Source organism: Flavobacterium sp. ABG, from assembly GCF_001027725.1.
In the GTDB taxonomy this organism is placed as follows: Bacteria; Bacteroidota; Bacteroidia; order Flavobacteriales; family Flavobacteriaceae; genus Flavobacterium; species Flavobacterium cupriresistens.
The window spans coordinates 72,645-88,375 of record NZ_LEKS01000014.1; the positions used below are offsets into that span (position 1 = coordinate 72,645).

The 15,731-nt window shown below is 33.2% G+C and carries 11 protein-coding genes; 3 read left to right on the plus strand and 8 right to left on the minus strand.

Going from position 1 to position 15,731, the window contains the following annotated elements:
* Nucleotides 1-16 precede the first annotated feature (16 nt).
* Nucleotides 17-913, minus strand: a complete 897-nt coding sequence (locus AB674_RS15065) for a ComEA family DNA-binding protein (protein WP_047777921.1) — start codon at nt 911-913, stop codon at nt 17-19.
* 278 nt (nt 914-1,191) lie between these two features.
* On the opposite strand from AB674_RS15065, the gene AB674_RS15070 reads away from it, so the two are divergent.
* A complete protein-coding gene (locus AB674_RS15070) occupies nt 1,192-2,652 on the plus strand; it encodes an APC family permease (protein ID WP_047777922.1) in 1,461 nt (486 codons plus the stop codon).
* A gap of 57 nt (nt 2,653-2,709) precedes the next feature.
* On the opposite strand, the gene AB674_RS15075 is transcribed toward AB674_RS15070, so the two are convergent.
* The 7 genes from AB674_RS15075 to AB674_RS15105 all read right to left on the minus strand — a co-directional run bounded on the left by AB674_RS15075 (nt 2,710) and on the right by AB674_RS15105 (nt 13,340).
* On the minus strand, nt 2,710-2,937 hold the full coding sequence (locus tag AB674_RS15075) for a PspC family transcriptional regulator (RefSeq protein WP_047777924.1): 228 nt from the start codon (nt 2,935-2,937) through the stop codon (nt 2,710-2,712).
* A gap of 124 nt (nt 2,938-3,061) precedes the next feature.
* Nucleotides 3,062-4,333: a DUF2851 family protein gene (locus AB674_RS15080; protein WP_047777926.1), complete on the minus strand. Its 1,272-nt coding sequence runs from the start codon at nt 4,331-4,333 to the stop codon at nt 3,062-3,064.
* Between the two features lie 78 nt (nt 4,334-4,411).
* Nucleotides 4,412-4,894: a 3'-5' exonuclease gene (locus AB674_RS15085; RefSeq protein WP_047777927.1), complete on the minus strand. Its 483-nt coding sequence runs from the start codon at nt 4,892-4,894 to the stop codon at nt 4,412-4,414.
* An 86-nt stretch (nt 4,895-4,980) separates the two neighbouring features.
* Nucleotides 4,981-6,342, minus strand: a complete 1,362-nt coding sequence (locus AB674_RS15090; RefSeq protein WP_047777929.1) for a pyridoxal-phosphate dependent enzyme — start codon at nt 6,340-6,342, stop codon at nt 4,981-4,983.
* A 50-nt stretch (nt 6,343-6,392) separates the two neighbouring features.
* Entirely contained in the window at nt 6,393-8,363 is a 1,971-nt protein-coding gene (locus AB674_RS15095) for a putative porin (protein ID WP_047777931.1), read from the minus strand.
* A gap of 357 nt (nt 8,364-8,720) precedes the next feature.
* Entirely contained in the window at nt 8,721-10,187 is a 1,467-nt protein-coding gene (locus AB674_RS15100; RefSeq protein ID WP_047777932.1) for a RagB/SusD family nutrient uptake outer membrane protein, read from the minus strand.
* A gap of 12 nt (nt 10,188-10,199) precedes the next feature.
* Nucleotides 10,200-13,340, minus strand: a complete 3,141-nt coding sequence (locus AB674_RS15105; RefSeq protein WP_053004285.1) for a SusC/RagA family TonB-linked outer membrane protein — start codon at nt 13,338-13,340, stop codon at nt 10,200-10,202.
* Nucleotides 13,341-13,700: 360 nt separating this feature from the next.
* On the opposite strand from AB674_RS15105, the gene AB674_RS15110 reads away from it, so the two are divergent.
* Nucleotides 13,701-14,357, plus strand: a complete 657-nt coding sequence (locus AB674_RS15110) for a ribonuclease HII (RefSeq protein WP_047778016.1) — start codon at nt 13,701-13,703, stop codon at nt 14,355-14,357.
* Between the two features lie 221 nt (nt 14,358-14,578).
* Complete coding sequence (locus AB674_RS15115; RefSeq protein WP_053004286.1) at nt 14,579-15,589, plus strand: OmpA family protein; 1,011 nt, start codon at nt 14,579-14,581, stop codon at nt 15,587-15,589.
* The last annotated feature ends 142 nt before the right edge of the window (nt 15,590-15,731 follow it).

Sequence of the window (15,731 nt, forward strand, 5' to 3'; positions counted from 1 at the left end):
AGTGGTCAGTTTAATTTTAGAACTCCAAATATAAACTAATTATTTTTGCTTTTTCAACAGGAAAACCGTTAATTTTTGCTAAATCCTCAATATTCTTAAAATCTCCATTCATACTCCTATAGGTAATGACTTGTTTTGCTAATGCATATTTAAAATAAGGAAACTGGGATAATTCTTTTAAAGAGACCTTGTTTATTGCGATTTTTTTTAGATTCGGTATTTCAAAAATCTTAAAATGCACATTCAATTCATTAATCACTTCGGATGAAAGCCCCCAAACTTCCTTTAGTTGTTCCATTGCAACAAATCCGCCCAAGATTTCCTTCTGTTTGAGTATTCGTAAGGATAATGCATCACCAACTCCATAAATTTTAATCAAATCTTCCTGAGTCGCTAAATTAAGATCCATCACTGCACTCTTCACTTTTTTTACAAAGGTTGAATTACCATATTTTTCACCTTTATTAAAGTCCCTCTTATTCTCAACAACTCTTTTTTTATTGCTTGCCCATTCCGGAAATTTAAAAACAGGCGAAATGACATTTAATAACGAATCTGAAATTTTTGTGATCTGCTGAAACTCTTCAGCCGAATTTACATACCGATTTTCTTTACGAAAAGCCATCAACCTGTCAATCTCCTGAACAGACATACCTAATTTATAGCCTTTGTAATCTGACATATAATTAGGATTAAACAAATAGACTTGTCGCTTATTCTTGTATTTCTCTATTTTTAAGGAATCAATTTCAGCCTGCAAAGACATCCACTGTTCTTTTTCGGGAACTTTTTTTTCGAGTGCCGTGAAGTTTACCAAAAAGTAAATCATTTGCAACACTATTATTACTCCAAAAAGCAAAAAAATTCCGGTTCGTTGCTGATTTGTAAACTTAAAATACCTGGCTAACGTCATAAAACTCCTATTCACCTAAAACTTTATACTTTATTATAAGCCTAAATTAATTAAAAATGTTTAATTTTAAAAGAAAAATCTTACAAATTTAATTTAAGGTCTTTTTTCAGCTTAAATGCCTTCATAGAATTAATTAATGATTTCAAGCATTAACGGATACTTTAAGTGCGATTTATATAAATAGTGAAGATTTTGTCACTTAATATTACATAATTGTTTTTATTTTTTATAAAAAACGATACATTTGGAACTTAATAACAATAAACCACGATTATAGTATGTCAATTATGCGAGTTAAACCAATATCGGCTTTTGAAGCTGATATGAAGAAAAGTGATTTAAAAAGGGTTTTAGGAAAATGGAGCCTTACTGCCATTGGAGTTGGAGCCATTATTGGTGGAGGAATATTTGTTCTTACCGGTACCGGAGCTTACTATCATGCAGGACCAGCACTAGCCGTTTCCTTCATTATTGCAGGTATTGCCTGTGTTTTTGCAGCTCTTTGTTATTCTGAGTTCGCTTCTATTTTACCTGTTGAAGGCTCTGCTTATGCCTATGCCTATGGTACAATTGGAGAAATTTTCGCCTGGATTATCGGTTGGGGGCTTATCCTCGAGTATGCCATGGGATCTATGACGGTCGCAGTTTCCTGGTCGGGCTACTTTAATAAATTACTAAAAATGTTTCATATTCACCTCCCTGAATGGCTTACAACAGATCCTAGCAGTTATACAGGAGAAGGTTTCTCTATGAATCTACCCGCTTTCTGTATCGTTCTTTTTGTTATTTCAATCCTTATTAAAGGAACAAAAAGTGCAGCAAAAGCAAACAATATGATTGTAATTCTTAAAGTTTCAGCTGTAATATTTGTAATTATTGCAGGGCTTTTCTTCATCAATACTGCTAACTGGCATCCATTTATTCCGGCAGCAACTCAAATTATTGAAAAAGAAACTACACATAACGCTTACGGAATTGGCGGAATTGTATCTGGAGCTGCAGCAATTTTCTTTGCTTACGTAGGTTTTGATGCTGTTTCTACTCAAGCTGGTGAAGCTATTAATCCTAAAAAGGACGTTCCATTTGCCATTATTGCTTCGTTATTAATTTGTACTACCTTATATATTCTTGTTTCTTTAGTATTAACAGGAATGATGAACTATAAAGATTTTAACCCACTAGGAAAATATCCTGAAGCTATAAAAGCACCGGTTGCTTATGCATTTGATATTGCAGGACAAGGTTGGGCAGGTTTAATAATTACAATTGCTGCAACTGTTGGTTTGGTTTCCGTTTTAATGGTAATGATCATGGGACAATCAAGAATTTTCCTTGGAATGTCTAAAGATGGCTTAATTCCTTCTGTGTTCTCTAAAGTTAACCCAATTTCAGGAACACCAAAAACCAACTTAATGATCTTGGGTGGTATTATTGCAATTGTTGCTGCTTTTACACCAATCAACAAATTAGCGGATATGACTAGCTTCGGTACTCTATTTGCCTTTACAATGGTTTGTATTGCAGTTTGGATTTTGAGAGTTAAACAACCTCAATTAACCAGAACTTTTAAAGTACCAGCTTTACCTGTAATTGCAGTTCTTGGTATTTCAATCAATACTTACTTAATGATTAACTTAAGTATAGATGCTCAATTACTTTCACTGGGATGGTTGGCTATCGGTATATTAGTCTATTTTGGATACAGTAAGAAAAGATCAAAACTGAATAAAACAGAATAGTTTTCAGCATACTATTTCATAAAAAAACTCCAAATTTAATTTGGAGTTTTTTTATGCTTATAAATCAAAAACGGAAGTTCGTTTTGCTCTAATTAAATCTTTTAGTCTTATCCAAAATGCCAGAGTTAAATAAACTCCAAAACCCAAGCCTACAGTCACAAATGAAATATAAATAAAAAACAACCGTACGCTAGTTACCCGCATACCCAATTTATCTGCCAATCTTGAAGAGACATGAAAACCATATTTTTCAAAAAAGAATTTGAGTTTTACTATTGCTGACATGGGTCTATCTTAGATTTTAGATTGTTGACTTTAGATTTTAGATTCTAAACTTCTGACTTCAGATTTTAAAACTTAGATTCTAGACTTTGGACAAAAGTACAAAAATATATAACGAACCTGTTTTCTAATTGCCTTTTAATAATTCTATTCCGATTGCGCATTTTAAACAGGCATTTTGATTGCAGTATTCTTTTTTGAGTTGCAAGAGTGCTTGTGTATCAAAAGCGCTGTTTGATACTACTCCGAAGGATTCAAACTTATCACTAATCGAATTTTTCTCGGGAGCGACCTCCTTCATAAAATCAATTAAATCTTCTGAAATAAATCCCCCTCTCTTTTCCGCATAAGCAAACTGAAGTGGAATTATCGTGTTGAGAATTATTAAATCTATGAATGATTTCGATAGCGTTTTTACTTTTTTAGGGCTTTCTTTATCGAATTGGTAATGATTCTGCCAGTACAAAGTGGAGGAAACAGCAAACAATTCATACACCTTTTTGATCGATTTTACTTCAATTATTGCAGTGAATAAGTTTTTATGTTTCTTATATAAGGCCGCTAATTGCGAAAGTCGAATGGTCGGAAAATTATCCGGACGAAGTTTAAAAAACTGAAGTGGGTCAATGTACACTTTCGGTAACTGGTATTTACTAATAAGATAAAAGTATCTGATTTCTAAATCGGCAAAATAAAGATCTTCTTTCTCCGTATCCAGCAAACCCGAAATTCCAAAAAACAAAGCTTCCAGATTTTCTGTTTCGAAACCTTCTTTTCTGACAATTGAAAACGGAATCGCCTTAGCGATTTGAAAAAAAGAATCTCCATTTATATTCAAACCAAAATTTTTAGCCAGTAAACAGAATAGAACGGCTTCCCAATCCTGATTTTTTTCCTTCAACAAACTAAAAACAAGTTCAGATTTGCGTTCTAATCGTTCAAAAAAAATACGTTCCAGCCAATTTTTGAAAACAAATTCATCAATACGAGCAATTTCCCTTTCACAGGGAATCCATGACTTTGGTTTAGTTAAGAGCTCATAATTATTTAGTATTTCTGACGAAACATAATCCTTTAATACCAAAACAGAAATTTCAGTATTATCTGCCCGAAATATTGCCGTATCGTGCTCCCAAACTACATGCAAAATTACATTTTCATAAGCAATATCGCTTTCATGACCATGCACATACCAATCGGATGATTTTAGATGAATTTCGACATTCCCAGCCCACTTTTGCTTTCCAATTATAATTTGAGCATTAAAAAAATCAGGCCCCGAAAGTCCCAAATAATCTCCTGTCTTAATAATTGTTACTGGCTCATTTTGAGTCGTCTTTAAATTTAAGGTTTCAAATTTCTTAAACTTCCACAGGTAATGAAGAAATTCTTCTTTCATTTTTAGGCTTTATATTAATTCATAAACAAACCTAAAAATAAATAAAAATTAGTACTAATCTTACAAATATAACTTAAATTATTTCAACAGATATAATTTAGCACAGGCTCGTGCATCAGAAAGTGCTTCGTGATGGCTCAGCTGAATGTTCATTTCCCGACAACAATCACTTAATTTCGTGGGCTTTATTCCTTTTGCTTTATATATTTTCACTGTACATTCCCAACGTGGGGCAATATTGAGCTCTTCATAATCTAAGCCATAAAGCGCCATTGATTTAAATAAAACATTACGATCGAAACTTTCATTATGCGCTACCACTACTCTATTTTTTAATCTTTTTTCGATTTCCGGATAGACCTGTAAAAATGATTTTGCATTTACAGTGTCCCGCGGGTAAATTCCATGTACACGAATGGTGAACGGATTGTATTCATTATTGGGAGGCTTTATCAAAGTGACAAACTCGTCTACAATTATCCCGTTTTGTACCGTTACAATTCCAACAGAACAAGGATGGTAAGCAGTTGCCGTTTCAAAATCTATGGCAGTAAAATTCATATTCATTTTATTTTAAAACTAAAAAAATCCATAAATCTAATCTTTACAAATTAGATCTATGGATTACAAAGTTACGAACTAGGTTATTATTTAATAGACCCAATAATATCGTATTTGGTAATAATATGGTGATTGCCATTTCCTAAATCCACTAAAACAGCATCGTTTTCTTTGGTAAATAATCGTGAAACTTCTTCAATTGGAGTTCCTAATTTTACAATCGGGAACGGTTTCCCCATTACTTCTTTTATTGGTTTTTCGGCTACATTTTTGTCTGCCACATAACTTCTGAACAAATCAGTTTCATCAACAGAACCTACAAAACCATTAATATCTACAACTGGAATTTGCGAAATTTTGTACTTACGCATGCGCTCGATAGCATGTGAAACCAATTCTTCTGTACGAACAACAATTAATTGTTTGTCAATATGGTCTTTGATTACATCTTCTGCTTTTGTTATATTTTCTTCTAAGAATCCACGTTCACGCATCCAGTCGTCATTAAACATTTTTCCTACGTAACGACTTCCTGAATCATGAAAAAGCACCACAACTACATCATCCGGCTTAAAGTGTTCTTTAAGCTGTAACAATCCTTTTATACAAGCTCCGGCAGAATTCCCGACAAAAATAGCTTCTTCAAGAGCAATTTTTCTGGTATAAACAGCTGCGTCTTTATCTGTTACTTTAGTGAATCCGTCGATTAGAGAAAAATCAACATTTTTAGGCAAAATATCTTCACCGATTCCTTCTGTGATATAAGAGTAGATTTCGTTTTCATCAAAAATACCGGTTTCGTGGTATTTTTTAAAAACAGAACCATAGGTATCAATTCCCCAAATTTTGATGTTCGGGTTTTTCTCTTTCAAGAATTTACCCACTCCTGAAATGGTACCACCCGTTCCTACTCCAACCACAAAATGCGTGATTTTACCATCGGTTTGTTTCCAGATTTCAGGTCCGGTTTGTTCATAATGCGCCAAAGAATTTGACATATTATCGTATTGATTTACATACCAGGAATTAGGAGTTTCTTCAGCTAAACGCTTTGAAACCGAGTAATAAGAACGTGGATCCGTAGGTTCTACGTCCGTAGGACAAACTACCACTTTTGCTCCAACAGCACGAAGAATATCCATTTTCTCTTTTGACTGTTTGTCAGAGATCACGCAGATTAATTTGTAACCTTTTATAATTGCTACAAGAGCAAGTCCCATTCCGGTATTTCCGGAAGTTCCTTCAATAATGGTTCCTCCCGGTTTTAGGCGACCATCGGCCTCAGCATCTTCAATCATCTTTACGGCCATTCTGTCTTTTACAGAATTCCCCGGATTAAAAGTTTCGACTTTTGCCAATACTAACGCATCAATTTCAGCAACAATTTTGTTGAGTTTTACCAATGGTGTATTACCAATTGTCTCTAAAATATTTTTTGAAAAGTCCATTTTATTTAAATTTAATATTTGGTTTTAAAATTAATAAAGAGTCTAAAATTCTATTGGAAGAAATTCCAAACTAAACCAAATCGAATCGCTAAATCACGATATGGATTATTAGGAGCTGAATAATAGTTACTCTGAGAAAAAGCAGCATTAAAGTGTTCTACTTTAAAATAAAATCGCGTCTGACGAATTCTGGCGTTCACAAAAAAATCAAAGTTGGCATAGTTTCCAATCTTCTTATTTTGTTGAACAAAAAATTCACCGATAACAGGATTATAGCTATTACCGAAATATTCAGTAAAATAATTGAATGTAATTCCGCTTTGCATAAATAATGCTTTCTTGAAAAAATAACCTGAATAGTAAAATGTATTTCTGGTTACAAAATCAGGTACATTTAAAATTAAATCCGATTGTTCAACTTTTTGATATAATAATGTATTGTCTAAAGCAAACGGTCCAAATTTAAACTCACGACTTGCTTTTACAGACAAATAATTAATTGCATTACCGTACTGATACGGTCTCACAATCTGAGTTTGAGCGGCAATTTCTACAGCATTGGACTCATCTTTAAAATACAAATGATCTTTTAGAACTGAATATTGAACCTCGGCATTTAACCATGGTGTAAAAACATTAGCGCTAAGCGAATTTATTTTTTCGTTTTTAAAATTATTAGACCAGTTGTATTTTATAAAACTACTTTGGTACAGGTCGTAATTATTATTAGGCAATTTATTAATATTCTGATACCTGAAATCAAATTTGATCTTTTCATTTAAGTCATATCTTAATTTGGCATCTAAATCAGAAAGCGACTGATTGGTGATTGATCTGGAATATAAAAAACGGCCGTTCCATTTGTTTTTCTGATATTCGTACTGTCCTCCAACATTATTGATCTGTCTGTAAAGATTGTTTGGAATTGCAACAACTCCACTGTTATCAAGTATCACTCTGTTGTATTCGTAATTCGATCTGTAGTCGTCAATAAAAAAATTAAACTTTCCTAAAAGCGAATTCTCATAGGTAAGGCCAACCTTATTGTACAATTTCTCAAAACGCGTCTGGTCTTTTATACCACTGGTTACATAAGAATCTCCAAATCTATTTACAGGCTTATTATCAACAGTAGAAGTAACAGTAGCCTGATTGTATTCGTAAAATTTGTTTTCGTAATTAAATTGATGCGTTAGATAGGCATTATTATTTCCTTCTTTCGGGTTAATCCTAAAAGCGTGATCAAAAAACAATCGTTTTCCTTTCAAAAAAGATTCCGCATCAAGTAAGTAAACCTGCAATCTTTGGCGGTTCTTAAAATTTTGATCGCCACTTTCAAAATCTGCAGGAGTTGTTATTCCTCCATTTTCTTCATTCAAAATATCCTGATAGGTATAATGTGCATTTAAAACATATCTTTTATCGGTTGTAAAATAACTGGTTGTAAACCTGAAATTTCCTGTACTTGCCAACTGATTTATGTACTTTCCTTCTGAACGCAATCCTCTATATGCAATAGAGAAATTAAGATTTTTTGAGGTGTTTAGTGTGATAAATGAATCTACGTTCTGACCTTTATTAATAGTGCTGTTAAAAAACAATTCTGTCAAAGGTGTTGCTACTGAATAATACTTAATTTGATTGGCCTCTAAAAAATTAAAATGTTTCCCTTTAAAACCAAATTCCGGATAGGGTGAAAAATCTGTCAAACTGTATTGCAACGTATTATACGTCTGTCCAATGTTAGAGAATGCCAAAAGTCCAAAATTATCTTTTCTAAGGTAATTGTGCTTGTACGCGTTTTTCAACGTTAAAGATGTATCGGCATAAGTTGTATCATGCTCAATCGTGATAATTTGATATTGATCTATAGTAGCGATCTTGGCTTTTTTCTTTTTTACGGTATCTGTAATACTTGAATATTTTGTATTCATATCCAAATTGTCTTTAGCAATAGGCTTGGTCTGAGAAAACAACACTGCTGGCACTACCACTAGATATAGAAAAAAGAATATTCTCATTTGATAACTTTATAAATAATTATTTAGGCAAAAATTTGTGGAGCAAAGGTAAAAGATTAAACCGTATAAATAAAAAAACACTTGAAATTATAGCAATACATTAGCTAATAGCACGAAAGAAATTCCAAACTTTTAAATTCCAAATTCCAAACGGATAAGATATAAAATCATTGAAACTGCAAATATTCAAATTAATCAGGTAAAAAAAACAAAACTCATTATCTCAGACTTTATAAACTAAAATTTAAACGTTTTATTTTCATACTAAAACCTAAAGAATTTTACAGCTGAATTTTGGGCAAAAAAAAACTGCCCAAAATTAATTGGGCAGTTCCTTATATAATCTATAAAAAATGATTATAGTTCATTTTGTCTCACTAATGGGTTAGCGTTTATCTCAGCACGAGGGATAAGCCATTGCCATCTTTTATCTGATGCAGGAACAGATAAAACACCACCAGTAAATATTGTACTGTGATTAGCTCCAGTTCTATCTAAATCTGAATTAGTTCTTTTTAGATCCAAAAATCTAAATCCTTCTCCCCATAATTCAATTCTTCTTTGAAAAAGAATCTCATCAACCAAAGCTTGACCAGTTTTTGCCGATAAAACATAAGCCGGGTCTCTTTTTGATACAAGATTAAATAAAACCTGAGCTGCATCTGCAGAACCTAATCTTGCTTTTGCTTCAGCTTCAATCAAATACATCTCTGCAACACGCATGTAAGGAACATCACATCTACTATCTCCAGTACTTACTGCTAAGTATTTTTGGCTAGTATAAGGGTACTTATTAAAACCTGCTAAGTTTAAAGTTGGATGTTCTCCAGTTTTACTAAATAAAGCAGCACGCACATCAGTTGCAGGAATTTGATTGTACAATTTACTATTAATTGCTTTAGGGGAGGCTCTAATTACTGACGAACTAAAATTACGAGACATATAAGCACCGAAATTTCCAAAATATTCTGTTTGAAGTTCAATAATATCACTACCCCACATCCACTCTACGTTAGTGTAATCGTTAAATCCTTTTGTATACTCAGCAATTGACATCAGACTTTTACCTACTTTTGCTTTTGCAGCATAATCTGCGGCAACAGCCCAGTTACCTTGTACTAAATTCACACGAGCTTTTAAACCATTTGCTACTGATAAATCTAAATTTGAATTATCAGGTTTTTTATACCCATCTAACAAAACCATAGCATCGTCTAAATCCTTATTGATTTGCTTGTACACATCCTCAACAGAAGATCTTCCTACCATGTCTGTAGTTGTCAAGGCTAATGGCACACCATCTTGACTATTATTAGTTCCATTTACATATCTTTTCGCATAAATTTGAACTAATTGAAAATGTCCAAAAGCTCTATACAAAAGTGCTTGCCCTTTGACCATGTTTCTAACTGTCTGAGAACCCGTAGCTGCATCAGCATTATTTATAATTGCATTTGCATTTCTAATGATTCTATAAAATGTTCTGTATGGAAATTTTATCTCTGCTGAATTTTCGTTTATTACTGCAGTCCAGTTGTAAACACTTAAATACCAACCATTACTTGCTGGATAAACCAAATCATCTCCGGCAATATCCATTTGTTGCATAACACCTCCAGCACCCATTTGGTTTTGGTCTTCGTAACGCATATACATCGAACGATGTATACCATTTATAGCCAATGTCAAAGCATCTGCATCTGCTGTAGCAGCGTCTTCACTTATAAGTTCAGTTGGTGTTTTTTCTAAAAAATCACTTGAACATGATCCTAATATCAGCACCGAAAAAGCTGCTATTAAATATTTTGATAAATTAATTTTCATAATCATTTAAAATTAAAAGTTTAAATTAAGTCCTAATGACACAACTCTTGAAGGAGAAAATCTGTTTGTAGTTGTACCATTAAAATTTTGGGTTGGATCCATTCCTTTTTTCTTAGTAAAAAGAATTAAATTCTCTCCATTTACAAAAAATCTCATATTATCAATTCCTAATTTATCAACTAAATTTTTAGGCAAGTTATAAGCTAAATTTGCTTGTCTGAATGATAAATAATCAGAATCAATCAACCAACGGTCAGAAGCTGCAGAAGATTGTGTATTTCTATTGATGTCTAATCTTGGAACATCAGTTACATCCCCAGGTTTCTGCCATCTGTTTAAAATATCAGTACTTAAGGCTGATCCGTATTGATTACCTGTATGCATTAAAGCTGCATAATTCGTATCGTATGTTTTACCACCTAACTGATAAGTAAACATAAGACTTAACTCTAATCCTTTGTATTTAAATGTGTTTGTAAAACTACCAAACAAGTCAGGTAAAGCAGAACCTGCATAGTGATATAATGCTTTATTTTGGTTTGTTGTTACATTAACTCCGTTAACAACACGCTCATCAGTTGCTCCTGGCTTACTTAAATTTGGATCTAAAGTATACAACGCGTAACCATCTGCTGAATCTACTCCGTACCAATCTCTTAACCAGTAATCAAAAACAGAACTACCTACTGAATATTTTTTAGATCCGTTGATAATTTCCTTTTGTGGTAACGACGTTATTTTATTTTGAATAGTTGAAGCATTCACATTAAGATCCCAAGAAAAATCTGCTGTTTTTACTAATGCCCCATTTAAAGAAATCTCTATACCATGGTTATACATAGAACCAATATTCTCAACTCTATCGTCTAATCCAAGTGATAATGGGTTAGGCACGTTAAAAATAAGACCATCCGTTTTACGGTTATAATATTCAACACTTCCACTAAATCTGTTTTTAAACAAAGCAAATTCAACAGCTAAATCAGCCTGTGTGTTTTTTTCCCATTTTAAATTTGGCGCTCCAATACCATCAGCAAGAATACCTCCTGCACTACCATTATCAAAACCTAATGAATAAGTTGGCTGGTTTACATAATATGATAAAGCATCATAATCAATATGAGAATCGTTACCTACTTCTCCAAAAGATCCTCTAATTCTCAAATCATTAACCCAAGAACTATTAACTAAGAAATTCTCTTTTGAAATATTCCAAGCTCCTCCAAAAGACCAAAAATCTCCCCAACGATTATCTTTAGCAAATTTTGAAGAACCATCTCTACGATATGACGCAGATAACAAATACTTACCATCATAATCATATCCTAATCTAGAGAAATAAGATTCTGTAGCATAACCTCTTGTATAAGACGTTAAATTGGTTACTGTAGTAAAGTTAATCAATTCATCATTATTATTAACAACCTGTCCTCTTTTTGTCCCATCTAAATAGGTAGTTTCATAATCAAAACTTTCGTGTCCAAGCAATGCAGTTAAATTATGTGAACCAAAAGATTTTGAATAATCAAAAATTTGATTAAAAGTAACACCAGTATAAACATTGTCCTCTTTAGATGCTCCTCCTAATCCAATAGCATCACCTATTACTTTGTTTGTATAAGTTGAAGTGTTTACAGATCGTTTGTCAATTGCATAATTCGTGGTGAACTTAAGATCCTTAGAAATCTTAAATTCGGCAAAAGTTCTAGCAGATAAAGAGATCGATCTATCAACATCTTTATTGTTTAAAGTTTCGTAAACTATATTTCTACCAGTTGAGGCTCCCTCACCTCTTAGTGTAGAATAAACCTTATTACCAGCGTCATCTAACATATAGCTACCATCAGCATTATGATCAAATATAGGATAAATTGGTCCCATATATCTAATCGATCTAAAAGGGTTTACAAAAGATGAACTACTAGTAACACCATTAACCGCTTGTTTAGATTCAGTAAGAGCTCCAGATAAGTTTAATCCTGTTTTAAACCATTCTTTAAATTTTGAAGTAACATTAATACGAGCCGTAGTTCTTTCATAATCAGAATTTATAATATTCCCTTCTTCATTTAAGTTACTCAACGACACAAAATAATTTGAAGTTTCACTTCTTCCTTGATAAGAGAAATCAACACTTCTTCTCACACCTGCTCTTGAAAGTGCTTTTTCCCAATCCAAATCATTAGGATATAATAAGCTGGCATTAGGATTTAATTGTCCATCTACCCCTACAATATTATTGTCAGCAACGTTAAATGGATTAACAACCAAAAGTTTTTTAACATTATTCGTCGCAAAAAGATTAGCAGCAGCAATCTCTGTAGGATTTCCCATTGGTTGAGCATTTCTAACAGCTTCCCATGTCAATGGGTAATATTGCTGTGCACTTACTCTACTATATTCAGGAATTGATCTAGTAGATAAACCCTGACTAACATTCAATGTAAATTTATCCTTTTTAGATTTTCCAATTTTAGTAGTAATAATAATTACCCCATTAGCTGCTTTTGATCCATATAAAGAGGTAGATGCTGCATCTTTTAAAACACTCATACTTTCAACGTCTGTAGTATTGATGCTACTAATATCACCTGTAAAAGGAACACCATCAACAATATACAAAGGCGTGTTAGAACCATTGATAGAACTGAATCCTCTGATTCGTACCGCAGGAGCTGAACCTGGCTGACCAGCTGAACTTTGAATCTGAACTCCAGATGTAGCACCATCTAAACCAGATAAAACGTTCGTTAAAGCTCTGTCTTCAATCTGTTCTGCTTTTACAGAAGAAACAGATCCAGTATAGCTGCTTTTCTTAACTTTTCCGTAAGCTACAACAACTACTTCATTCATTATTTGAGCCTCAGACTCTAAACTAACGTTTAAAGTATTTGAAGTTCCAACAGTCACTTGCTTGTTACTCAAACCTACGTATGAGAAAACTAAAACATCTCCTGTTTTTGCTTTTACTGAATAACTTCCGTCGAAATCAGTATAAGTACTTACCTTACTTCCTTTAACAACAACATTCACTCCTGGAATGACACCTGTTTGGTCAGATACCTTTCCGGATACAGTTCGCTCTTGTGCAAAAGAAAACTGCATAGACAACGCTACTAATAGCGTAAAAATCCATTGTAATTTTAATTTCATTTTAATTTGTTTTGAATTAGTATGGCGCAAACATCTTAATTATTTCTTAAAATAGCAAAACATTTTTAACAAAACTTATACACAATGATTAACAATACATCAATATTGACCGCAAAAAGAGGTATTTATACGTGCTTTTCACAAGATTTTACCCTAAATATTAACATTATTTCATTTAATAAAAAAATAAAACTTAACAATTTAAAAACATGCTACAGGGCGCTATATCGCTAGCATTTAACTATATATCACTAAAAATCAAATACTTACATTTTGTATATTTTTACGAAATCCGAACGGTAATTTTACAAAATCTATAAAAAAAAATTACAATATTTGTCGTTGAAAAAAAACATCAAAATGCTTGAAAAAAATTTCTCCGGATTTACTTTTGAAACTGGTACAGACGAAGCTGGAAGAGGTTGTTTGGCCGGTCCTGTAACTGCAGCTGCCGTAATTCTGCCTGTTGATTTTTGCAATTCCATTTTAAATGATAGTAAACAGTTATCTGAAAAAGTCAGAGAGAAACTAAAACCGATTATAGAACTGCAGGCCATTTGCTTTTCTGTAACACACTTACATCCGAAAGAGATTGATGAAATAAACATTTTGAACGCTTCCATGAAAGGCATGCAGGAATGTATCTTAAAATTAAATCAGACCCCGGAATTTATTATTGTAGATGGTAATCGTGCTTTGAATGCAAAACTGGGTTTAAAAAATACTTTCGGAAAACAATTCTCCAAAACTGAAATAGCCTTATTAAAGTCAATTCCAAATCAAAGTATAATAAAAGGAGATTCTAAATTCTTAAGTATTGCCGCTGCCTCCGTTTTAGCTAAAACGTATCGTGACGAATATATGAATCAAATTCACGAAGAGTTTCCGATGTACAATTGGAAAAAGAACAAAGGTTATCCTACTAAAGAACATCGCGAAGCCATTAAAAAATATGGCCCAACCAAATACCATCGTATGTCTTTTAGATTACTACCGGATCAATTGGAGTTGTTCTAAAAATAGGTCCCTGGTGATTCCAATACTATTAAGGTATATGCACCACTAAAACACTACCATCGGTAAGACGACCTACAAAAAACAAAGAGCTAGCAAATCACAAAAACCATAACCACCACTATATTAAATAATTACACATCAAAAAACAACATTTTCAAGACCTGTATTCTTGTTAAAATCTACTCACTTTATTATCTTTGATTTTCAAAAAACGAACCAATATGAAAATCAAAACCTTAACCTTAGCCCTAATTGCGTGCATAACCTTTGCATGCAATTCTAATAAAAAGCAGAATGATCTGACCGATACCGCAGATTCTCTGGTATCGCCCCCAACTGCTGAGAAACCTGCTGCAGCAATTTCCGCTAATCAATTCGACATTAATTCGGTCCCTGTTTCAGACAAACCTCTTGGTGCTTTCCCTTATTTTAATCTACCTGAAAATTATGAAGGCAATCCAAAAGATAATACTTCTGACTTTGATGTTGCCTATTTTTGGGTAAAAGACCATTTTGAAAAACCGGAGGGGAAAATTTTCTATGCCCGAATTAAGGCCAAAGAAGGAAAATCATACAGCGATCTTGAAGTAGCACGAAATCTGGAAGAGTTAATTAAAAGTGTTGATGGTGTAAAAGTATCTGAAATGAAAGTACCGGTGGACTCCTCTCATACCGTTCCGGATAATAACCGTGTAAAATATATGAATGGTTATGGATTTATGGCGAGTGCCGTTACCACAACTTATCTGATTCGCCGTGCCGACAAAAACATTTGGGTACAACTTACGCCCGGTGATGATGCTGTTTCTGCCGGATGGATGGTTCTGGAAACAAAACCATTTAAAATGACGGCTTCTCTTATCAAAGCAGAGGCTATAAAAAACGAACTTGATACTAAAGGACATATAGCACTATACATAAATTTCGACACGGATAAAGCCACAATAAAAACAGAATCCTTACCGATTGTTGATGAAATCCAAAAATTACTAACGAATAATCCCAACCTTAAAATCGCTATTGAAGGACATACCGATAACAGCGGTATTGCCGCTCGCAATAAAAAACTTTCTCAAGACAGAGCAAATGCCGTAAAAGCTGCATTAACTTCTAAAGGAATAAATGCGACAAGATTACAAACCAAAGGTTGGGGAGCTGATAAGCCAATTACGGATAACAACAGTGAGGAGAATAAAGCAAAAAATCGCAGGGTAGAAATCGTAAAAGTATAAGTGCTTGTTTAAATTTTATTGAAAAGAATTTTACAGCTTTTTTAATTCGTGTGTGAAATTAAGTTGCGACAGATTGTGTAGAATTGGACGCGGATTATACGGGTTTGCAATGGCAAAAACGCTGATATAAACGGATTTTCTA